The 21,564-nt window shown below is 41.5% G+C and carries 20 protein-coding genes; 5 read left to right on the forward strand and 15 right to left on the reverse strand.

What is annotated here, in order from left to right; all coding sequences use genetic code 11:
* Nucleotides 1-3 precede the first annotated feature (3 nt).
* The 13 genes from B9T25_RS09590 to cysM form a co-directional block, all read right to left on the reverse strand.
* A complete protein-coding gene (locus B9T25_RS09590; RefSeq protein ID WP_086188202.1) occupies nucleotides 4-1,545 on the reverse strand; it encodes an HAL/PAL/TAL family ammonia-lyase in 1,542 nt (513 codons plus the stop codon).
* A complete protein-coding gene (locus tag B9T25_RS09595; RefSeq protein ID WP_086188256.1) occupies nucleotides 1,545-2,423 on the reverse strand; it encodes an acyltransferase in 879 nt (292 codons plus the stop codon). The genes B9T25_RS09590 and B9T25_RS09595 overlap by 1 nt, the downstream gene beginning before the upstream one ends.
* Before the next feature lie 58 nt (nucleotides 2,424-2,481).
* The gene (locus tag B9T25_RS09600; protein ID WP_086188203.1) at nucleotides 2,482-3,216 is read right to left on the reverse strand and encodes a glycosyltransferase family 2 protein; all 735 of its coding nucleotides are present in this window, start codon (nucleotides 3,214-3,216) and stop codon (nucleotides 2,482-2,484) included.
* 12 nt (nucleotides 3,217-3,228) lie between these two features.
* The gene (locus tag B9T25_RS09605; protein WP_086188204.1) at nucleotides 3,229-4,899 is read right to left on the reverse strand and encodes an AMP-binding protein; all 1,671 of its coding nucleotides are present in this window, start codon (nucleotides 4,897-4,899) and stop codon (nucleotides 3,229-3,231) included.
* A gap of 11 nt (nucleotides 4,900-4,910) precedes the next feature.
* Entirely contained in the window at nucleotides 4,911-5,465 is a 555-nt protein-coding gene (locus tag B9T25_RS09610) for a septation protein IspZ (protein ID WP_086188205.1), read from the reverse strand.
* Nucleotides 5,462-5,710, reverse strand: a complete 249-nt coding sequence (locus B9T25_RS09615) for an acyl carrier protein (protein WP_004650232.1) — start codon at nucleotides 5,708-5,710, stop codon at nucleotides 5,462-5,464. Before B9T25_RS09615 ends, B9T25_RS09610 begins: the two co-directional genes overlap by 4 nt.
* 9 nt (nucleotides 5,711-5,719) lie before the next feature.
* Entirely contained in the window at nucleotides 5,720-5,980 is a 261-nt protein-coding gene (locus tag B9T25_RS09620; protein ID WP_086188206.1) for a phosphopantetheine-binding protein, read from the reverse strand.
* Nucleotides 5,964-6,776, reverse strand: coding sequence for a lysophospholipid acyltransferase family protein (locus B9T25_RS09625; RefSeq protein ID WP_086188207.1), 813 nt, complete (start codon nucleotides 6,774-6,776; stop codon nucleotides 5,964-5,966). Before B9T25_RS09625 ends, B9T25_RS09620 begins: the two co-directional genes overlap by 17 nt.
* A complete protein-coding gene (locus B9T25_RS09630; protein ID WP_086188208.1) occupies nucleotides 6,770-7,408 on the reverse strand; it encodes a beta-ketoacyl synthase chain length factor in 639 nt (212 codons plus the stop codon). The genes B9T25_RS09625 and B9T25_RS09630 overlap by 7 nt, the downstream gene beginning before the upstream one ends.
* A gap of 230 nt (nucleotides 7,409-7,638) precedes the next feature.
* Nucleotides 7,639-9,945: a RelA/SpoT family protein gene (locus B9T25_RS09635; RefSeq protein WP_086188209.1), complete on the reverse strand. Its 2,307-nt coding sequence runs from the start codon at nucleotides 9,943-9,945 to the stop codon at nucleotides 7,639-7,641.
* A gap of 17 nt (nucleotides 9,946-9,962) precedes the next feature.
* Nucleotides 9,963-11,366 (reverse strand): 23S rRNA (uracil(1939)-C(5))-methyltransferase RlmD, encoded by a 1,404-nt coding sequence (rlmD, locus tag B9T25_RS09640; RefSeq protein ID WP_086188210.1) that lies wholly within the window; start codon nucleotides 11,364-11,366, stop codon nucleotides 9,963-9,965.
* Between the two features lie 6 nt (nucleotides 11,367-11,372).
* Nucleotides 11,373-12,194 (reverse strand): 3'-5' exonuclease, encoded by an 822-nt coding sequence (locus B9T25_RS09645; RefSeq protein ID WP_086188211.1) that lies wholly within the window; start codon nucleotides 12,192-12,194, stop codon nucleotides 11,373-11,375.
* Between the two features lie 23 nt (nucleotides 12,195-12,217).
* Complete coding sequence (gene cysM, locus B9T25_RS09650) at nucleotides 12,218-13,147, reverse strand: cysteine synthase CysM (protein WP_086188212.1); 930 nt, start codon at nucleotides 13,145-13,147, stop codon at nucleotides 12,218-12,220.
* A gap of 153 nt (nucleotides 13,148-13,300) precedes the next feature.
* Here cysM and B9T25_RS09655 point away from each other — a divergent pair, with 153 nt between their 5' ends.
* The 5 genes from B9T25_RS09655 to rsfS all read left to right on the forward strand — a co-directional run bounded on the left by B9T25_RS09655 (nucleotide 13,301) and on the right by rsfS (nucleotide 19,236).
* Nucleotides 13,301-16,111, forward strand: coding sequence for an ATP-binding protein (locus tag B9T25_RS09655; protein WP_086188213.1), 2,811 nt, complete (start codon nucleotides 13,301-13,303; stop codon nucleotides 16,109-16,111).
* 126 nt (nucleotides 16,112-16,237) lie between these two features.
* Nucleotides 16,238-17,026: a crotonase/enoyl-CoA hydratase family protein gene (locus B9T25_RS09660; protein WP_086188214.1), complete on the forward strand. Its 789-nt coding sequence runs from the start codon at nucleotides 16,238-16,240 to the stop codon at nucleotides 17,024-17,026.
* Nucleotides 17,027-17,062: 36 nt separating this feature from the next.
* Nucleotides 17,063-17,929, forward strand: a complete 867-nt coding sequence (locus B9T25_RS09665; protein WP_086188215.1) for an NAD(P)-dependent oxidoreductase — start codon at nucleotides 17,063-17,065, stop codon at nucleotides 17,927-17,929.
* A 33-nt stretch (nucleotides 17,930-17,962) separates the two neighbouring features.
* Nucleotides 17,963-18,757, forward strand: coding sequence for a hydroxypyruvate isomerase family protein (locus B9T25_RS09670; RefSeq protein ID WP_086188216.1), 795 nt, complete (start codon nucleotides 17,963-17,965; stop codon nucleotides 18,755-18,757).
* A gap of 77 nt (nucleotides 18,758-18,834) precedes the next feature.
* On the forward strand, nucleotides 18,835-19,236 hold the full coding sequence (gene rsfS, locus B9T25_RS09675; protein WP_086188217.1) for a ribosome silencing factor: 402 nt from the start codon (nucleotides 18,835-18,837) through the stop codon (nucleotides 19,234-19,236).
* A 112-nt stretch (nucleotides 19,237-19,348) separates the two neighbouring features.
* Here the strand turns inward: rsfS and B9T25_RS09680 are convergent, their stop codons facing one another.
* Entirely contained in the window at nucleotides 19,349-19,972 is a 624-nt protein-coding gene (locus tag B9T25_RS09680; protein ID WP_086188218.1) for a hypothetical protein, read from the reverse strand.
* Nucleotides 19,973-19,983: 11 nt separating this feature from the next.
* The gene (locus tag B9T25_RS09685) at nucleotides 19,984-21,318 is read right to left on the reverse strand and encodes an ammonium transporter (RefSeq protein WP_086188219.1); all 1,335 of its coding nucleotides are present in this window, start codon (nucleotides 21,316-21,318) and stop codon (nucleotides 19,984-19,986) included.
* Nucleotides 21,319-21,564 lie beyond the last annotated feature (246 nt).

The raw sequence follows: 21,564 nt of genomic DNA on the forward strand, positions 1-21,564 counted from the left end.
TTCCTACCCTATTGAGTGAACAAGTTCAGAATTCAATAATTCTAAATTTTCGAAATGATCGACCAATTGTTGCAATTCATGTTGCAATGGTCGATCTTCCACCACGTAATCAAACGTCTGTAAGACCCACGTCTGAAATGCGGCCAATACTTCAGCCAACGAACCGTCTAAAGCTTTTAACTGAATGGCTTGTACACTGGCACAGCACAGCGCCGCAATCACTTGTTCAGTCAGCACAATCACGCGACTGGCATCCCGTGCGGCAATGGTGCCCATACTGACTTTATCTTGGTTATGACATTCGGTTGAACGTGAGAAAATAGAGGCCGAAAGCGTTTGTTTTAATGCTTCTGCCGTCCATGCTGACACTGCAATTTGTACAGCTTTAAAACCATGATTCAACGGCAAGCGTTCTGCGGTTGCACCAGTTAAATTGCGCGGCAAACCATTATTCATTTTATAGTCCACCAACTGCGCCAATTGACGGTCCATCAGATCGGCAATATTGGCAATCATGATTTTTAGACTATCCATGGCTTGGGCAATGTGTCCGCCATAAAAATGACCACCATGTAATACACGCAAATTAACAGGATCAATCAATGGGTTGTCATTACTTGAGTTGAGTTCATTTTCAATAAATTGACGTAACCACGTTTTAGAATCTTCAAATACGCCAATAATATGCGGCGCGCAGCGTAAAGAATAACGATCTTGCAGACGTGAACTTTGATGCTCAGTTTGCACCTCACTGTTCAGCCAAGTTCTGAGTTGTGCTGCAATATTTTGCTGACCCAGATGGGGCTTTTGAGCAAACAGCACTTCATCAAAATGACTTGGGTTGCCTTCCAAAGCCAAAACATTGAGTGCCGTAATACAGGTACTGGCCAAAGCAATTTGTTCCGCCTTTTTATAGTTTAAACAGGCAATAGCTGTCATTACTGCGGTGCCATTCATCAGTGCCAAGCCTTCTTTCGGACGTAACACTAACGCCTGCATGCCTTTTTCAGCATACACCGCACTAACAGGCACAATTTGACCTTGATCATAAACATCACGTTCACCGACCAAAGCCCCTGCAATATAGGACAATGGGGTTAAATCACCACTGGCCCCCACTGAACCTTCCGATGGGATCACAGGAATGACATTTTCATTTAGCATCCACGTGAGGCGTTCTAACAATGCATGTGATACACCTGAATAACCCCGTGCCAGAGAACACAAACGCGTCACCAATACCGCACGCGCCGTGATTAAATCCAAATTTTGACCTAAGCCACAGCCATGAAAACGTAATAAATGCAAAGGCAGTTCATTGACTTGATGCGCAGGGATTCCCACCAAACAAGAGTCGCCATAGCCTGTGGTCACGCCATAAATTACGCCTTCATCTTGTAACAGTTGATCTAAAAAATCTGCACCGCGTTGAATCAGATCACGCCATTCAGTGGATACTGGTAAAGCCACAGATTTTTCCTGACGCGCTACAGCCACCACATCTTCAATTGAGAGCGGTGTTTCCCCAACAACTAATACTTGCATTATTTTTTGTTCCAAAAATTATAAAAATTAAACCATTGATACGGCGCACGCATACAGTGCTGTTCAAGCAAAATGACATATTGACGCATGGTACTTTGCAGTGCCTGCATCCGAGTTTTTCGAGGGAAATGAAGCTGCTCAGCAATCGCATGGATATGCACTTCAAAGCAATTGCCAATGCGATAACAAAAGACCGCCAATACAGGCACTTTCAATAGACTGGCTAAAATCCATGCGCCTTGTGGCCAATTCGCCTCTGCGCCTAAAAATGCAATCGGCTGCACACGATCAGATTCAATAGGTACACGATCTGCTGCCACAATCACCCATTCGCCTTGGTCGAGTTTTTCTTGCAAAATCAAAGCTGTTTCAATACCCAGCTCATCCACTGAAACTAAATTGACATCTGCATGCGCATTGAGTTTTTTTAAAAATTGATTAAATTTAGTGGCATGTTTTTGATAAACCAAAACATTAATTTTTTGTGTATGTTCTGATTTAATCGCTCTTAACAATTCAATATTGCCAAAATGCGACACCACAATGACCGCACCTTTTTGATAATGTGCGCGAAAATGTTCATGTCCATATAAAGCCAATTGCTGCTCAGGTATTTTGCCCAGCCAACCTTCAATTTTATCTAAAATACATTCGCCAAATTGCATTAAATGCTGATAGCTATGACTCAGACTCGGCTCTGTGGTAAAGGGTGATTGTTGCCCTGCAAAATGATGTAACTTGCTTAAATACAACAATGATGCCTGACGTGCCGTGACTGAAAAGATCCAGTACCACAAAATAATAAAATACAACACCACACGGCAGAGCCAACGACCCCCTAAACGATAAAATGCCAACATTAACGTCAGTGACCACATGCCACCGCGTTCTTTGATGTCATTCCATTGGGTTTGCTTGAGCTGCTCAGTCACGCCATTAACCTTTCACTTTCTGTGACACTAATTTAGGCAACCGTAGCAACATCCCACCCAATAAACGCACATGTGCCTGACTCATGCCAAGGTTATCGCGCCATACATTGAAATGAGAAATCCCATCTTCAGGATAAATCACTTGGGTCGGCACATTAATAAAAGCAACATTCGCCCACTTGAGTCGCACTAAAATTTCACTATCAAAACCCATGCGCGGCTGAAATTTTGCCGAATTTAGAATTTGAATGGTCTGGGCCAGTGGATAGACTCGAAATCCACACATACTGTCTTTAATATCGAAGGATAGACTGTTAATCCAGACCCAAATATGCGTGGCATAACGACCATATAAGCGTTTTTTCGGCACGCTCTCATCAAAAATTGGCTGACCAATCACCATCGCTTCTGGATGCTGCTGAGAAATGTCTAAAAATTTGGCTACATCCTGCCAGTCATGCTGACCATCAGAATCAAGTTGTAAGGCATGACTAAACCCTAAAGCATAGGCATGACGTAAACCGCTCATGACCGCCTGCCCTTTACCTTGATTGTGCGAATGCTCAACCAACTCAACACGGTTATTGTGGGCTTTCATGTCATGTAAAAGTGCGCTACATACTGCATCACAACCATCATTAACTAAAATAATCGGTAACTGAAACGGCTTCAAATGTGCAACCAAAGCCTCAATATAATGCGGATGGTTATAAACAGGAATCACAAAACAATGCTGCATATACATTCTCTTTTAAACCTGCTCAGTTTGTGTTTTAAACAACAAACGCCCCGATGCCAAGGTCTGATCTGCATGGATCAATTCAAAACTCACTTTGTGCAATTTTCGTGACAGTTTGAGTTGCAATACCATATATGGTCGAATCAGATCTTGAAATTTCAATTGTTCAAAACCATTACACCATTCCAGATCGGCCCAAGTTTGACGGGAAAAATGCTGAACAAAACCAATCTGCCCCACACCAGGGAAAATCGGATAATCAGGGAAATGCCCTTTAAAACACTCCAATTCAGCAGAAAATTCAAGCTGATAAATAGCCTGATCTGACTCATTCTGTTGTGCCAATACAATAGGCAACAACATTGGTTGAAATAAGGATTTCATGTACTGTTTATTCAGCTTAGATTGTGCATTTTGTGGTAATTGGGTCAAAAACCGCCACTGCCTTGGAATGGCAATGCCCTCTAGTTTTAATTGTAATTGTGCTTTAATTGCCGCCACAAATTGCGCTTTGCTGCTACTTTGCTGCTGTTGTCTGGCAGGTTCAGACAATACCGCAACACAGGCTAAAATCTGCCGATGTTCACGCTCTAAAATTAAAACATGACACTGTGCAATCTCATCAAGTTCTATTATTTTGTGTTCAATCGCATCTAAACTTAAGCGTTTTTCTTCCAGTTTCACAATCCGATCTAAACGCCCCAATAAACGAAATGGACTTTTGGCATTGGTTGCGTCAAGCATTTCAATTTTATCACCGGTTAAAATCCAGTTTTCACTAAAAGCATGATTGGCTTGTACTGCCAATTCTTGTTGATCGCTCACTTGAATGTCTACATTGGCAAAGGGTATCCATAACGCATCATCTTGTTGTCGATGTGCGATTCCACCCGTTTCCGAACTGCCAAACACTTCGTGAATCGGGCGGTTTAAATAAGGGCGCACACCCGAATCCAATTTACCGCCCGATGAATATACGCTTAAACAGTGCTGTAGTCGCACATCTGGAGTCCAGCGTTTTAATAACGCAGGACTGGAAATAACATAATTTTCAATGCTTAAAGGTGCTAATTTTTGTTGAATATCGGCAACATCTTCAGGGAAAGCCAATTGAGTTTGATAAAAACAGCGCCCACTGGCTAAAGGCCACAACAGCTTGAACAATAAACCATAAATATGTTGATGGCTGACAGTCGCGATAGCAATGGTCTGTTCAAGTAACTGAAAACTGGCATCTAAGCCTTGCACTTCATTCAAGAGCTGACGCAAAGTCCGCGGGATTTTTTTCGGTCGCCCAGTAGAACCTGAAGTATAGAAATAGAGCTGGGCCTGATTTAAAAAGGCATCATCTAGATTCAGTTCAACCTGCGGATCTGTTGTAGCCAATATAGGCTGACGCTGTAAGAACAGAATATTTTGCTCAGCCAATTCTTTTTCTAAATCACTGACTCGATTGGGTGGCAATAGCACCTGTTTTTGCGCTAAAAGTGCCGCAAACAACAGCACTAAAAACTCATAACTATCGGGTTCCCATAACGCCCAACTGCTCTGTGATAATAACTGGATTGCATGACTTTGTTGTATCACCTCTTGCCAAAAACCCTGAAAATGGATTGGGCTTAAATCAGCCTGAATACACAGTGGTTTCAGTGAATGAATATGATTCTGAAAATGACACAACATAACAATCCGTTTTATTCCTGAAGTTGATTTAAGCGTTGCTGACGCTTACGCAATATAAATTCGCCCAGCAATAACAGCCCCATCAACACATAGGAAATAAAACCGTTATACAGCACCCACACCTGCATTGAAGCAAACAAGACCGTTGCTAAAGAAATCAGGGCATTCATCACAAAGAAAACACACCAGACTATAGTGACTTTACGCGTCCAAATCACCCCTGCTTCGGGTAAATTCGGTTCAGCCAAACGGGCAAAACGCTCAATCATAGAGGGTGGTTTTATTAAAGTCACTGCAAAAATAGCGAGTGAACCCAGACTCATCAATACCGGATAGAGTTTCAGCCATGCTTGATCTTTTAGAATCAAACTCAGGCTGCCACATAAAATGGCAAATCCAGTTAAGAGCCAGAGTAAAGCATTGCCCTTACTGAATAGGCGCAACATTCCGAGGACAATCAACAAACTACTGACCCAGATATATTGACCCTGCGCTAAGCTATAACCCACTAAAAAGGGATAGAGAATCAAACCGATGACCACTATCCCTTGGAAGACCCATTTCATGCAGCAGACATATTCTGAATCACAGTCACAACATCTTGCACTGTACGTACATTTTTAAAATCTTCAGGATTCACTTGCTTACCCGTCAATTCTTTAATTTTGACTACAAGATCAATGGCATCAATGCTATCGACATCCAAATCTGTGGCTAAATTTGCATCGAGCTGCACATCTTCTGGATTAATCTCAAACAGATCTTCCATCCATGCTCTTAATTTTTCGAGTACTTGTTCCTGAGTTAACATCACAACCTCTTATGCCGTTTTCTGTGCTTCAACTAAAGCTACAAGGCTTTGAATTGATTTAAAATATTGTTTGGTTTCTGCCGATTCAGCATTCAAATGAATGTTGTAACGCTTTTTCAAAGCCAAACCAAGTTCCAAAGCATCAATTGAATCTAGACCTAAGCCCTCACCAAACAACGGTGCTTCAGTCTCAATATCATCTATGCTGATGTCTTCTAGGGCCAAAACATCAATAATCATTTGCTTTAATTCATCAGCAAGATTGCTCATTTTTAGATAACTCTTGGTTAAAAAATTGGTGTAATTGATGATTTAAATGACGCACATTTTTCGGACTGACCGTGGCATCTTCTAAAATATCATCGACTTGAATGGCATCCAGTACTTTCACATGAATATGAAATGGCTGTGAAGGAATGTGATACCACTTTTCATTTTTAGTTAAAGTTGAAGGCGTACAGGTCAATAACACTGGACGAATCGGCACATGGGCACGAATGGCAATATTCGCCGCGCCACGTTGAAATTCATTCAACAACTCACCTTTTGCAGTTCGTGTGCCTTCAGGAAAAATCAACAAAGATGCCGCTTGATCTAACTTTAGTTTGTCCACACAGTCCTGAATAAATTGTTCAGAACCTGCATTTAAAATATAACCTGCATTTTGCACTGGCCCTTTGGTAAATGGATTGGCCCATAATGCTTGCTTGACCACACAATTCGCCTGTTCCATTAGACCAATCAATATCACCACATCCACCAGTGTTGGGTGATTAGCAATGACCAGTTCTTGTCTACTTTGCTGTAATTTTTCTAGACCTTCAATGTCATAGGTCATAATTCCAAGCTTTACCATCATTTCAGTAAAACTTTTGAAACTATAGCGAATCACATTTTGTGTACGCTGCTGACGTAAGCTTTTATTTTTTGTCGATAAATTTACTAATGGTACAACTAAACCACCAATGGCAACACCACCGATACCAAAACTGGCAAAACTAAATCCTGTCGCACCGACACGCCATAGATAATTGGCTTTTTGTTTAATGTGATTCAGCTTTAACATTTTTGCCACGCTTGCATATGAGAATCATCTGGATTCTGCTGAGATTGCTGCCAGAAATCATAAAATTTTTGTGCATCCACATATTGATGTCGATGATGTGCCAAAGCATGCAGATCAAATTGTAGATTGGGAGTATCAAGGCTGATTAGCGCAGACATGGCAAAACCACAAAAAGGCTGGAACTCCTGATAAATCGCAGGTAGTGCTTCATCGTAATACACCACCAAAACCCGTGAATTGAGTTGTTTTGTTGTTTTTAACCACGCATAGGCTTCAATCAGTGCTTCACTCCACGACGCTGCCAAACTGGTCGAAGGTGTAGAATCCTGACATAAAATTGAATACAGCCCCGCAATAGCATTGTGGACAGAAGTCGAAAATTGGGTGGGTGATGGCGTTTGATCTTGCAGTACATCTGCTAAAATTTTCAGCGTTTTATGCTCATCACCATATTGCGAAGCCCAGACAATATAGTCCACTGATTCAGCATTCAGCGAGCCAATGGCACTATTGATTGCTAATTTGGCAATACTAGACAATCGTCTGCGCTGCATTGCAGGGATTTTTTCTAAGGCAGGGACGGTTTCATCGGCACGACTGATATACAGTTGAGATATATTTATTTGAATCATTGCCGAAATTTTCCGTACCCTAAGAATATTTTTAGCTCAAGGCTATTTTATTCGCGGGATTATAGCACCTGTCATAAAAATTACACAAAAATATCCTTTACACGATCAATAAAATACATATATGAATTTGATTTAAATCAGTATTTATAAAACAACCTAGAGACTATTTTTGCTGAAAAAAAACCAGCAACCGAAGTTGCTGGTTCTAACGTTAAAATTGAACGATGCGCTTAATTGCCTTGTACCAAACGGCGTGCACTAATAATCCCCGGTTGCTGCTCCAAACGTGCCAACAAACGTGATAATTGTGCTAAACCTTTCACCTCAATTAATAATTTCATATTGGCAATCCCATCTGATTCTGAAATAGTATTGACCTGACGAATATTAATTTGATCAGAAAAAATCACTTGGGTTAAGTCTTTCAACAAACCCCGGCGATCATAAGCTTCCACCACAATTTGCACGCTCTGCCCACGTGTTGGCTGCATTTCCCAATCCGCTTCTACCGCACGTTCAGGTTCTTGAGTAATCATACGGATATAATCAGGACAGACCACTTTATGAATGCTTACCCCACGATTAAGCGTGATATACCCACCAATAGATTCACCATGAACAGGTTGACAGCATTGAGCAATATGTAGTTCTACATTATCCAAACCATCAATCAGAATCCCATGCGCAGAAAGTGTATGACTGGCACGTGGATTTAAAGTTGGTTTCAGCACCAGTTCAGGTTCATCCTGCCCTAAATGCATATGGCGATTCACTTGATTAATCAAAGAGTGCAAACTAATGTCGCCGTTGACTAAACCAATCAAAATATCTTCACCCAATTTGACATTAAAATGATTACAATAATCACTTAAATCAATACTTTTGGGATGAATTGCCAAACGTAAAAGTTCTTTATTCAGAATCTCACGACCAACTTCCAGGTTTTTACTGCGATCTTGCTGTCTAAACCAATGACGCAATTTATCACGCGCGCGCGAAGTCTTAATATAACCCAGTGAATTCACCAACCAATCACGATTTGGATCGCGATCTTTTTTGGTTAAAATTTCAACTTGCTCACCGGTTTTTAGCGTGTAGGTTAATGGCACATAACGCTGGTTGACACGTGCGGCATAACATTTATTGCCCACTTCGGTATGCACATGATAAGCAAAGTCTAAAACCGTTGAACCGCGGGGTAATTCTTTAATATCACCATCACGGCTAAACACATAAATCTTCTCAAACCCTTCAAAATCTTGAAGTTGTTCAAAATTCTCATTGTCTTCACCCGATTTATGCGCATTGGCATCATTACGTTCTTGGTAATGTTCCAAGACTGCGCGTAACGAATGTAAGCGATGATTAAAGGAATGATCGGTGTTTTTGCCACCTTCCTTATAATTGAAATGCGAACAGACCCCAAGTTCAGCTTCTTGATGCATGGCCTTGGTACGAATTTGCACTTCAAGCGATTTATTTTCTGCAATCACGGCAGTGTGTAACGAACGATAACCATTGGCTTTCGGATTGGTAATATAGTCATCAAACTGATGCGGAATATGTCGCCAAATTTGATGCACAATACCCAGTGAGTGATAGCACTCAGGTACGGATTTAACCAAGACACGTACAGCACGAATGTCATATAACTGATCAAAACTTAGATCTTTACTTTTCATTTTTCGATAAATCGAATAAATGTGTTTAACCCGTCCAGTGATCTCCGCTTCTATATTGTAAACAGCCAGTTCTTTTTTCAGTTTATCAATGACAAATTGAATATATTGTTCACGCTCTAAACGTTTTTCATTCAGTAAAGAGGCAATTTCTTTATAGCGTTCTGGTGCCAAATAACGAAATGCTAAATCTTCAAGCTCCCACTTGAGCTGAGCAATGCCGAGGCGATGTGCCAGTGGTGAATAAATGGTGAGAATTTCTCGCGCAACACGCTCTTGACGCTCTTTAGAGGCTTGAGTCAATTCTCGCAAAGCATAGGTACGCTCGGCAAGTTTGATCAAGACCACACGCACATCTTCAGTCACCGAAATCAGCATTTTATAAATGCCGCTTAAATGTTCGCGTTGGTTATTATTAAAGTGATCTTCTAAACGCTTATTCTTTTCAATGAGCTCTGAAAGTTTACCCATCGCCAATGTCCCTTGGACTAGACTATGGACTTGCTCTCCAAAATGTTCACGAACTTCCTCAAGCGTCATCACGCCTTCACGAACACTCCGATACAACATCGCTGCAGATAAGGTGTCTTCATCGACATGTAAATGCGCCAAAATATCGGCCATTTCAATACCGGTATAAAAGGTATTTGAACGATGATTAACCGTGGTTTGCAGCTCTTTATGTAAAGTTAAATGGGCAACTTCTTCGAGTTGTTTAAGCGCTGCGCCATCTAATATGCCACGAACGCGATTCAACCATTCAGCCAAATCATGTCGAGCTTGTTCGGCATGTTCTACAGTCGCTTCCTCTGACAACTCATTGAGTCGCCCAGGAAGTTGCTCACGTACTGTGACCATACCCGTCTCCTACCTCTTTACTTATCATATTCTAAATCGTTTATTTCATTGTATTTTTCGAATAAGGCAATAGATTCAACATGTCCCGTATGGGTAAACATATCCATTACCCCAGCCTTTTTTAATCGATAGCCATATTGTGCCAACACACCAGCATCACGTGCCAAGGTTGCAGGATTACATGACACATAAACGATTTTTTTTGCACCAAAATTAGGTACATAATGCATTATCTCCTCTGCACCAGCGCGCGGAGGATCAATCAATAATGCATCAAACCCTTGATTTGCCCAAGAATGATGCGAAAAATCTTTTGTTAAATCTTGTGAATAAAAGTGCGCGTGAACTATACCGTTGATTTCAGCATTTTCCGCAGCACGTCGTACCATTTCTTCACTCCCTTCAACACCCACCACTTGTCCTGTTTCCCCCACACAACGCGCAAGCGGTAAAGTGAAATTTCCTAGACCACAAAATAAGTCTAGAACACGCTCGCCTTGCTGCAATTGAAGCAAATCACATGCCAGCTTCACCATCTGTGGATTAATCGTAGAATTAACTTGGGTAAAATCCAGTGGACTAAAACCAAACTTGAGGTCAAATTCATCCAAAGCATAATGCAAACGCATTGCAGCAGTTGGATCATCCACACGATGCAAACTCTCTGCACCCTCAGGTTGTAAATACAATTGCCACTGTTTGTTTAACGCAAATTGTTTTAATTGGTTGACATCCTGTGGTGATAATTTTTCAGTATGACGAACCAGCAATGCAATTTCATCATCACCCATCGCCAATTCTATATGACCAATGGCTGCTTTGGCTTTTAGACTTTGGAGTAACTGCTTCAATGCAGTGATAGATCCAAATTCACGATCCAGCACCATACAACGATCAATCGAAATCAATTTATTGCTTTGATTTTCGCGAAATCCCACCACTAATTTGTCTTTATGTGGAAGATAGCGCACCCCAATACGGGCTTTACGGCGGTAATCTTCACGGGTTGAACGTAAAGCAGGCAACCATTGCTCAGGTTGGATTCCAGCAAAATGTTCTAAATGTGATTTTAAAACATCTTGTTTCAGACGGATTTGTTCATCTAACCGAATATGCTGCATATTACAGCCACCACACACAGTAAAATGCGGACATTTCGGCTCAATACGTGTTGCAGCGGGTTCACTTAATAATGCAGTGCTATCCGCTTCTTCCAAGCGTTTGACCACATTGGTAATTTGCGCGGTAACGGTCTCACCCGGCAAAGCATAACGAATAAATACTTTTTTGCCTTGCTTCTCACTCGGATGATCAGGGTGTGATCCATAGTGTGCTATCCCCCGTCCTTCATGTGAAAGTGACTCAACCTGAAAAGTATAAATCGGCTGTTGAGCTGGACGGGGCTTGGTTCTATGTTTCATGAATACCTAGACTGTGGGAGAGAGAAAGTCAATCGATGTAAATTCAGTACGCTGTGAAGTTTCACACCATACTGCTAAAAAATCACGATGTTGAGGTTGAGTCGATAAAAATTGAATGGTGCGCTGAATGACATCACGATAATCATCAATTAAAAGCTGACCTTTCAATAACGACCAACGCAAATAAATTAACCATGTATTCAGTACATCACCTTCGCAATATGCGGTCAGTTTTTGCCATTCTTGCTGACGTACATATTCGGGTACATGATAAGCACCATCACCACGTTTACCGGGATAACCCAATAAATGTGCGACATCATCGAGTTTTTGAAAATGCCGACCATGAAACATGGCCATCACATCCATTAAATCGACATGACGATGGTGATAACGGTTCTGATAGTTATTATAGCGCTTTTGCTGATCAATTTCGCCTTGATCAAATAAACTTGGTGCAGCTAAGCCATGATACATGGCACGAAAGAGAATCACGGGCAAATCAAATTGTGAACCATTCCAACTGACTAGGGTCGGATTGCGCTTATCAAAAATAGAGAGGAATTTGGTTAAAATTTCAGCTTCACTGTGCTGTTCTCGACTAAACGAGAACATTTTCATACCACCCTGTTCATCTAACCATAAGCCAGAAATACACACGATCTCATGCAAAGCTAAGCGTTGAAAATCCATGCCTGATTCTTGACGACGCAATTTAATTAATGCCTGTTCCAAATCTGCTTCTGGCAAATCTAAACCATACAAATGCGCTCCCGATTTTAAATCGGTCAAGGTTTCTATATCGAAAATTAAAACAGGTAAGCGCATGTGAAACTCACAAAATTGTAGATTTATTCAGGGTCTTGAACTGAAAATAAACCGGTAGAAAGGTAACGATCACCACGATCGCAAATAATACAAACAATAACCGCTTCAGGGTTTTCTTGCGCCAATTGAATCGAGGCCCAAACAGCACCACCCGATGAAGTCCCAGCGCTAATCCCTTCTTTTTGTGCCAGTTTACGCATGGTTTTTTCCGCTTCAATTTGTGGAATATCCATAATGCGGTCAACACGACTGCGATCAAAAATCGTGGGTAAATATGCTTCAGGCCAACGACGGATACCCGCAATGCTTGAACCATCAGACGGCTGTAAGCCAACTATTTGAATTTCTGGATTCATTTCTTTTAAATATTTAGAAACACCCATAATGGTGCCCGTTGTCCCCATTGAACTGACAAAATGAGTGACTTTCCCACCCGTTTGCTGCCAAATTTCAGGACCAGTGGTTAGATAGTGCGCTGCAACATTATCTGGATTACCAAATTGATTTAGGACTAAACCTTTGCCTTCTTTTTCCATGAGCAAGGCAAGATCACGTGCACCTTCCATGCCTTGCGCTTTAGTCACTTCTATGAGTTCAGCACCGTAAGCACGCATCGCATCTTTACGTTCTTGACTCATATTGTCGGGCATGATCAAGGTCATTTTGTAGCCACGCATTGCTGCGACCATGGCTAAAGCAATCCCTGTATTTCCGCTTGTCGCCTCAATTAACGTATCGCCTGGCTTGATTTGACCACGTTTTTCAGCTTGCATAATCATGTTATATGCAGGACGGTCTTTTACCGAACCTGCCGGATTATTACCTTCAAGTTTTACCAGTACTGTTGCTTGAGTGTGACTTGCTAGACGCTGTAAACGCACCAGAGGAGTTTTTCCTACATAGTGGTCTAACAAAAATTCGTCTGCTTGAAAATCAGGGGTGGTATTACTCATTATTTGCACCTAGATCGAGGTGCGCCTATTGTATGAAAAAATGCTACTCGCTGCACCCATTTAACAGGCTTTTTATTGAAAGTGATTAAAGCGCAGTCAGTTTCAAATAAAGCATGCTAAACTGCCATGCATAGGAAATAAACTGCTTTAACCATGTCAAATATCAATAAAAAGTTATTTAAGCGTCTACACTTAAATCATGCTTATGGACAACTCATTGCACTGATTTTTGTGCCTATTACGGTTTTGGCATGTGTCGGTGCGCTATTGGTTTTATCTGAAACGTCAAATGCGTCGCGTGCGCAGCAAAAACAAATGGCCATTGCCATTATGACCCGCTATCAGCTTACGTCCGAAGCCGCAATCGACTTACTCAATCGTTATCCTTGGCAATATGATCAAGCGCGTAATGCCATGCAAAGCATGTTAAATGAAAAACATTTAATTCGTGCTGCCATTATTGATGAAAAAGGTAGAAACCGTTTAAGCATTGGTTTTCAAGATCAAGATCCTTGGCCTGAAATTCACTCCAAAGCCTCTTTTGTTGGACCTATTGCTTATAATAAAAATAATATTTACGCACTCAATATTAATGAAAATACGCCATCACCTGCAAAATTGGTGATTGAGCTCGACAACCAGCCACTAGAAATTGCACGTTATCGCGTCATGATTGTACTGATTGCGACTGGTCTACTGACTCTATTGTTGCTGTTATTGTGTTTGAATTTTTATTCACGTCGCTGGATTGCACCGATGTACGAAATTCGTATGCAATTACAACGTTTAAATGCCAACACACTAGACCAACACATGGTCATAAACAGTACTGGTGAGTTACGTTTGCTCCAGCGTGATATTGCCAATGTGGTCAAGCGCTTGCATTTTAGTTTCTTAGAACTGAAAGAACATACCGAACAGACTGAAGATGATTTACGTCGCACTTTAGACACCTTAGAAGTCCAAAATATTACCTATCGTCAAGCACGTGACCAAGCCATTTCGGCGAACCAGTCGAAATCGGTGTTTTTAGCCAATATCAGTCATGAATTACGTACCCCGTTAAATAGTATTGATGGCTTTATTCATTTATTGCTGCGCCAAGGTAACTTAAGCAATGAACAAAATTTATATTTACAGACCATTCGCAAATCATCTGCCCATTTACTCGCACTGATTAATGATGTGCTTGATTTCTCAAAAATTGATGCGGGTAAATTAGAGCTAGAAACTGCACCATTTGACTTAGAAGAAGCCATTTTTGATGTGATGGATATGCTCTCGCCATTGGCTGCGCAAAAACATATCGACATGGCATTTTATTATGCCGACAATGTACCAACTCAAGTGGTTGGCGATGCACTACGTTTCAAACAAATTCTGACCAACTTAATTTCCAATGCGATTAAATTCACTCCAGATGGTGAAATTATTGTTCGTACTCGTATGGAACACGATGATATTGGGCAATGTTTATTGCACTTTAGCGTACAAGACAGCGGGATTGGTTTAAGTGGTACAGACCGTAAAAAATTATTTGAATCCTTCTCACAAGGCGATGCTTCAGTCACCCGCCAATTTGGCGGTACAGGTCTAGGTTTAGCCATTTCCAAACAGCTGGTGCATTTAATGCAAGGTCAAATTGGCTTTGAAGATAACCAAGAACGTGCACCGACTGAAAAAGGCTCCACCTTTTGGTTTACCGCTAGATTTACCGTAGATGATGAAATTGAAATTGTGCACCCACATTTCAATAAAATGCAGGTGGTATCGTATTTAGCCCATCCCGCAACGGCAAATATTTTACGGCATTATCTAGAAAACTATGGTGTACATCATGTGGAAACCAGCTCGATTCTAGATTTGTTTAGTCAACTGAAGCAGTTCTCGGAAAGTGATGAAAACACATGGTTGATTGTTGATCATAGTGGTGATGGCGAAGCGTTATTAAAAGAAATTCGGAATCGCTATGCTGGCAACATTGCTGTCTATGGTTATCAAATGGCGCTCGATCCCAACATGTTAAGCGAGTATCGTGCGCGACCACTGTATCAACCACTCAGCCGCAGTGCATTAATTCAACTGCTCAGCAATCAACCTATTTTTGATCAAGATGTACATGAAGAATTTAATGGACAAGGCTTACATGTTCTTGCGGTAGATGATCATTTACCGAATTTAATTGTTTTAGAAGCACTATTGGGTGAACTCAACGTCAAAACCAGTAAAGCGTTAAGTGGTCAAGAAGCACTAGAAATAATTCAGGATCGTATTGAAAAAGATCTACCTGCATTTGATGTGGTCTTTATGGATATTCAAATGCCTGTGATGTCTGGTATTGATACCACACGTGCAATTCGCTCGCTAGAATCGACGTTAGAAAACCATAAACGCCTGCCGATTATTGCTTTAACAGCACATGCACTGGCAGATGAAAAACAAAAATTATTACAAGTCGGTATGGATGATTACGTTACCAAACCGATTCAAATGGAACAAATTATTCAAATTTTGACCCATTGGACTTCAGAAAGCTTTAAAAAAGCCAAAACTGCCGATAAAGCCATCCTAATTGAAGCAATTGATCCACAAATTTTAGATTGGCAACAAAGTTTGCAACTGGCTGCCAATAAAGAAGATCTGGCGATTGATTTACTGAAAATGTTGGTCGATAGTTTCCCAATTGAAGTCAATGAAATACAACAGCTAATTGAACTGGAAGATTTTCCGCAACTCGAACATGTCTTGCATCGTTTATCTGGTGCTACACGCTATGTCGGTGTGCCGAGCCTACAAGAGGTTACGGGTGGATTCGAACAGTTCATTTCCTCTTTACGCAAAGAACGGCGTAAAGCAGATGAAAGTTTTATTCAAGAAACGCTAAAACGTTTTGATGAATTACAGTCCGTGATCCAACTGGTCGAACAGGCATCGCAGCAAATTTTAAATAAAACAAATCTCTAGGGTCTGATGCAAATCGCGGCAGTAGCGTCTAGATTTAGATGTGACTCTACTGTCATGTATCATGGCATGTATCAAAGAAATGACCGTGTTATGCTCAAAACAATCTAAAAAATATAGGTCTATCTCATGGCGTTACTTCGCATAGAAAAAAACAATGGCATCGCAACAGTATCTTTAAACCGTCCAGAAAAACGCAATGCCATGAGCTTTGCGTTGCTACGCGAATTGGTCAATGCAGCCAATCAAATTAAAAAAGACCGTTCGATTCGCTGCGTGATTTTAACTGGTGAAGCCCATGTCTTTAGTGCGGGGATTGACCTTGCCGATTTAAATGCGCCAAAAAATACCGCTTATGCAGCATGGGAACTGATTAAACCGGGACAAAGCCTGTTTCAAAAAGCGTTTCTGATTTGGCAAGAACTGCCTGTTCCTGTGATTGCGGCACTTGAAGGATATTGCCTCGGTGCAGGCATGCAATTGGCACTGGCTGCGGATATTCGCATTGCCCATCCTGCTACCAAAATGTCGATTATGGAAAGTCGTTGGGGCTTGGTTCCAGACATGGGACTCACCCGTTCCATTAAAGGCATTATCAGTGTCGACCTTGCGAAAGAACTCACCTTAACAGGTCGTATTTTCGATGCCACTTATGCCAAAGAAATTGGTTTGGTGACGCATTTAGATGAATCGCCAATGAACAAAGCCCAAGCCATTGCAGAAGAAATGTTACAACGCTCTCCTGATGCACTGACCGCAGCCAAACGTGTGCTTGATGCCATGCAACATGAGCCAAAAAAATCTTTACGCCTCGAAAAAATCTGGCAACTGAAATTACTTTTAGGTAAAAACAGTAAATTAGCGCGTAAAAAAGACAAGAACCCCGAAGTTCAATTTTTACCGCGCCAATATAAGTAAAATATTGAAATCACAGCATTGTGCAGAGAAAAACACATGAGTTTTGATCGTAATACAAAAATTGCATTTTTAGGCATGGGACTCATGGGTAGCCGAATGGCGACTCGACTCATTCAAGCTGGTTTTACCGTGGCGGTGTGGAATCGAACGGCATCGGCATGTGACGTTCTGATTGATATGGGTGCAACGGCATTAGAGTTGCAAGATATTGGGCAATATCCTGTTATCTTGACCTGTCTAGCTGATGATGCAGCGGTGCAATCTGTTTATGATCAAATTCAAGCGCAGTTATCTGCTCAGCAAGTGATTGTGGATTTCTCTAGTTTATCGGTCGATCAAACCAAAGCCTTGGCAGGTCAAGCGCAGTTGCATCAAGTGCAGTGGATTGACTCCCCTGTCTCGGGTGGAACGGCGGGTGCTGAACAAGGCACACTGGTGATTTTTGCCGGTGGTGATCTACAAACCATTCAGGATTTATCGCTGATTTATAACGTACTTTCCCAGCGCGTAACCCGAATGGGCGAAACAGGCACTGGGCAAGCCACCAAAATCTGCAATCAACTGATTGTGGCTGCAAACAGTACGCTCATTGCAGAAGCGGTTGCTTTAGCCGCTCAAGCAGGCGTCGATACCACTTTGCTGGCTCCTGCGTTAGCAGGCGGATTTGCCGACTCAAAACCGTTCCAAATTTTAACCCCACGTATGGCGACCCATACTTTTGAACCTGTGCAATGGAAAGTGAAAACCCTGTCCAAAGACTTAAATAATGCGGTTCGGCTTGCCGAGCAATTCCATTTAAATATTCCAGTTGCAAAACAAGCACTATCACAATTGCAAAGCCATCAAAATAAAGGCTATGCTGAAGCTGATCTTGCGACAGTGATTCAACTGGTTGAATCTTAAAGATCTCACTTTTAACCTGCAAGGAGTAAAGGCATGATTAAGTTGGCTATCAATCTATCGATGATTTTTACCGAAGTGCCCTTAATTGAGCGCTTTGCTCTAGCTCAAGCACAGGGGTTTAAGCATGTTGAAATTCAGTTCCCGTATGAACTCAGCATTGAGCAAATTCAAAGTCAGCTCACCCTGCATGACCTCACTCTTTGCCTGATTAATGTACCTGCGGGTGACTTAATGCAAGGCGGCAATGGTTTAGCTGGTGTACCGGGGATGGAACTGGAGTTTCACCGTGGTTTAGAACAAGCCATTCAATATGCCACTGCGCTCAACGTACCCAATATCAATATATTAGCGGGTAAACAACCGCTCGATTCAGACCTACTACCTTGTTTAAATACTTTGGCAAGCAATCTTAAGCTTGCCTGTCATCGGTTGGCAGACCTTCATATTCAACCTGTTTTTGAAATGATTAATAGCACTGATATGCCACGCTTTTTAGTGCAAAACATTGCTCAAGCGCAAGAAATGTTAGAAGCCGTGCAACACCCTGCCCTTAAAATGCAATATGACTGTTACCATATGGCCATGATGGGTGAAGATGTACTGGACGCATTAAAAGAAAATATTCACGATATTGGGCATATTCAGTTTGCAGACTGTCCCGGACGTCATGAACCCGATACAGCACAAATTCATTTTGCAGAAATTTTTCAATGGCTCAATCAAAGTGCCTACGCCGGCTATATTGCGGCAGAATATAGACCACAGGCACACTCCAACCATTCCTTTGCATGGAAAGATAAATATTTTGCAAAACATCCGCAAAGTTAAATTCTGAACAGAATTGAAATTGGGCGCTAAAACCGCTATATTATACGATGAGTTATTGTCCGGAAATAAGACCCTTTATGAATTTAGAACCATCGCCCAGCGCTTCTAATTCTCTCGATCTCGCAATGAATGCTCAAGCTAAAGATGTACAAGCTTGCTTGAAAGTTGTACATGAAGCCCTATTAGATGTAAAAGCAAAAGATATTCTTGAAATTGATGTTAGCGCTATTAGTAATGTGGCAGATGCCATGGTGATTGCTAGCGGCACATCAACGCGTCACATTAAAGCCCTTGCAAATAATGTTGCTGACGAAGCACGTAAAGCAGGTTTTCGCCCTCTTGGTATGGAAGGTGAACGTGATGCAGAATGGATTTTAATCGACCTTGGCTTTGTGGTTGTCCATGTTATGCTTCCAGCGGCACGTAAATTTTACGACCTTGAAAGCTTATGGCGCGCCACTCCTGAATCGATTGCTTAAAGCAAAAAAAAAGCGACCTTAAGGTCGCTTTTTTCATCTTAGGACTTTTGTTTTTAGCATGCAGCGCTAACCAATAGCTCAATCACCGCAGCAGTAATATGATCCATTCCAGCTATAATAATTGATGTAAATCAACATCGGGATATTGGGTTTTAATCTCCATTTTCACCCGTGCATAGAGCTGATCTGCCTTGACTGGCCCATAAAATTCACAATAACATTCATAGAGGATGGTAATGACTTGGGCATAAAGCGGCAGTGCTAAAAAATCAATAAAAGCAGCATCATTAAGTTTTACCGATGTCACAATGGCTAAGCCCATTTCTTGTAACTGTTTTTTAACTTCATCATTAAAGTCATTCAAATCCGTTGCGACAACAGTTAACATCACCGCATCAATCAAGGCCAAGAAAGCATCTTTCATATCTATTGAAATCAACACTTCTGGTTCTGGCTTCGGTTTGATTTCTAATGGTTTGATTTCTAATAAAACCTGCTTCTCAACAGCCGCCATTTCAGATAGAACTTGTCTCAGCATTTCTTTACGATAAAAACGTAATTCATCAGTATTACAAATTTCACTTAAAAAGCGATTGAGCACAAAAGAAGGCTGATCTCCATATTCTTGTTCCCAATAATTCAATACGCGCTCCAATACCGTGCCATTCATATAGGGACTGAGACCACGTTCAATTGCTTGTTTCTTTTGCATTACACTGAGTAATTCATTCGGCATTGTTCAACTCCTTAGTGACGTTTGGTCATATCTTCCGTTTCAAAGGTCACATCACGCTGAAATTCAGGATAAGAAAGCTCAGCATGTTCGGTATAATCCAACCCACGCTGTTCATGCTGTTTGCTGACACGCAAGCCACCTAAAAGTTTGTCGAGCACTTTAAAAACCACGAATGCAATGCCGAAACCCCACACAAATGCAGCCATTACCCCTAACACCTGAATCGAAATAATATGTGAATTAAACAGATCTGCTTCAAAAAATAAGCCTGCTGCCACCGTTCCCCATGCCCCACAAAAACCATGTACCGTGACTGCATCTACCACATCATCCAGTTTTAATTTTTCCATGACACTTGGCATGACACTCACAATCAAACCCGCGGTTAAGCCGGTAATCACAGCAAATAATGGTGACATGGTTGCGCAGCCTGCGGTAATACCGACCAAGCCGCCTAGCGAGGCATTAATAGTCGTCTTCATGAGAATGGCTTTGCCACGAATTAAGGCATACAGCATATAAGCCACTGCGCCAGAACATGCGGCCAAATGTGTATTTAGCGCAATTCGACCAATGCTGACATTCGCATTCATCGTCGATGCCGCGTTAAAACCAAACCATGCGAACCAAAGGATAAAGCCGCCTAAAGCAACCAAAGGTAAATTGTGCCCTGCTAAATAATGACTTTGCCCATTACGTCCGAAACGCCCTAAACGAGGCCCCAAGACAATAATTCCCGCCAGTGCCACCCAACCGCCAATAGAATGCACCACGGTTGAACCGGCAAAGTCGATAAAGCCCAAAGCTTTTAACCAGCCTTCGCCATCAAAAATACTTCCCCATGCCCAACTGCCAAAGATGGGATAAATCAGACCACTCACCACCGCGGCACTGACCACATAAGCCACAAAGTGAATGCGTTCAGCCATAGCACCACTGGCAATGGTGGTTGCTGTTGCCGCAAACATCATTTGGAAGAACAATAAATTCCAATACCAGTCATCCATCACATTCGGTGCAAAATGACTTGTCCCGATCCAACCTGAAGCGTTAACCCCAAACATTAAACCAAACCCCAATAGCCAAAAAATCAGTCCGCCCAGACATGTATCCATATAATTTTTCATCAAGACGTTAACGGTATTCTTACTGCGGACGGAACCGCTTTCGACCAAGGCAAAACCAGCCTGCATCAAGAAGACCAGAATCCCGCCCATGACCACCCATACGCTATCGAGTGACAAACGTATTTCTTGAATATTTTCAGCGGTTGTCGTGACATTATTTGCAAAGGTTGGAAAAGATATTGCCATTAGAAGCAGACATAAATACTTTATTTTTTTCATAAACTTTCCCCTAAAATATTCTTAAAAGCAAAATTAATGCCACAAACCAAAGCGATGCTTTATGTTTGATTTCATTTTTGGAGAAGATTTTTGTTAGGGAAATTTATTCAAAACAAGTCAGGTAAAACAAATTATTTAAAAAAATAATGATTAAAAACAGATAAGATAGCGCTACTTTATGTTGCACTTTATTCAGCACATAACAGTATTGCGCCAAATGGAATAAGAGAAATCAGCAATTATGAT

The sequence above is a fragment of the Acinetobacter sp. ANC 4470 genome (assembly GCF_002135335.1).
Lineage (GTDB): Bacteria > Pseudomonadota > Gammaproteobacteria > Pseudomonadales > Moraxellaceae > Acinetobacter.

What these genes read in the sequence shown, in the direction of transcription:
- rlmD (WP_086188210.1), bottom strand. Translation starts at nt 11,366, where the DNA reads ATGAAACATAGAACCAAGCCCCGTCCAGCTCAACAGCCGATTTATACT.
- B9T25_RS09590 (WP_086188202.1), bottom strand. Translation starts at nt 1,545, where the DNA reads ATGCAAGTATTAGTTGTTGGGGAAACACCGCTCTCAATTGAAGATGTG.
- B9T25_RS09630 (WP_086188208.1), bottom strand. Translation starts at nt 7,408, where the DNA reads ATGATTCAAATAAATATATCTCAACTGTATATCAGTCGTGCCGATGAA.
- B9T25_RS09620 (WP_086188206.1), bottom strand. Translation starts at nt 5,980, where the DNA reads ATGAGCAATCTTGCTGATGAATTAAAGCAAATGATTATTGATGTTTTG.
- B9T25_RS09685 (WP_086188219.1), bottom strand. Translation starts at nt 21,318, where the DNA reads ATGAAAAAAATAAAGTATTTATGTCTGCTTCTAATGGCAATATCTTTT.
- B9T25_RS09655 (WP_086188213.1), top strand. Translation starts at nt 13,301, where the DNA reads ATGTCAAATATCAATAAAAAGTTATTTAAGCGTCTACACTTAAATCAT.
- B9T25_RS09645 (WP_086188211.1), bottom strand. Translation starts at nt 12,194, where the DNA reads ATGCGCTTACCTGTTTTAATTTTCGATATAGAAACCTTGACCGATTTA.
- B9T25_RS09605 (WP_086188204.1), bottom strand. Translation starts at nt 4,899, where the DNA reads ATGTTGTGTCATTTTCAGAATCATATTCATTCACTGAAACCACTGTGT.
- B9T25_RS09680 (WP_086188218.1), bottom strand. Translation starts at nt 19,972, where the DNA reads ATGCCGAATGAATTACTCAGTGTAATGCAAAAGAAACAAGCAATTGAA.
- B9T25_RS09615 (WP_004650232.1), bottom strand. Translation starts at nt 5,710, where the DNA reads ATGTTAACTCAGGAACAAGTACTCGAAAAATTAAGAGCATGGATGGAA.
- cysM (WP_086188212.1), bottom strand. Translation starts at nt 13,147, where the DNA reads ATGAGTAATACCACCCCTGATTTTCAAGCAGACGAATTTTTGTTAGAC.
- B9T25_RS09670 (WP_086188216.1), top strand. Translation starts at nt 17,963, where the DNA reads ATGATTAAGTTGGCTATCAATCTATCGATGATTTTTACCGAAGTGCCC.
- B9T25_RS09625 (WP_086188207.1), bottom strand. Translation starts at nt 6,776, where the DNA reads ATGTTAAAGCTGAATCACATTAAACAAAAAGCCAATTATCTATGGCGT.
- B9T25_RS09660 (WP_086188214.1), top strand. Translation starts at nt 16,238, where the DNA reads ATGGCGTTACTTCGCATAGAAAAAAACAATGGCATCGCAACAGTATCT.
- B9T25_RS09595 (WP_086188256.1), bottom strand. Translation starts at nt 2,423, where the DNA reads ATGTGGTCACTGACGTTAATGTTGGCATTTTATCGTTTAGGGGGTCGT.
- rsfS (WP_086188217.1), top strand. Translation starts at nt 18,835, where the DNA reads ATGAATTTAGAACCATCGCCCAGCGCTTCTAATTCTCTCGATCTCGCA.
- B9T25_RS09610 (WP_086188205.1), bottom strand. Translation starts at nt 5,465, where the DNA reads ATGAAATGGGTCTTCCAAGGGATAGTGGTCATCGGTTTGATTCTCTAT.
- B9T25_RS09665 (WP_086188215.1), top strand. Translation starts at nt 17,063, where the DNA reads ATGAGTTTTGATCGTAATACAAAAATTGCATTTTTAGGCATGGGACTC.
- B9T25_RS09635 (WP_086188209.1), bottom strand. Translation starts at nt 9,945, where the DNA reads ATGGTCACAGTACGTGAGCAACTTCCTGGGCGACTCAATGAGTTGTCA.
- B9T25_RS09600 (WP_086188203.1), bottom strand. Translation starts at nt 3,216, where the DNA reads ATGCAGCATTGTTTTGTGATTCCTGTTTATAACCATCCGCATTATATT.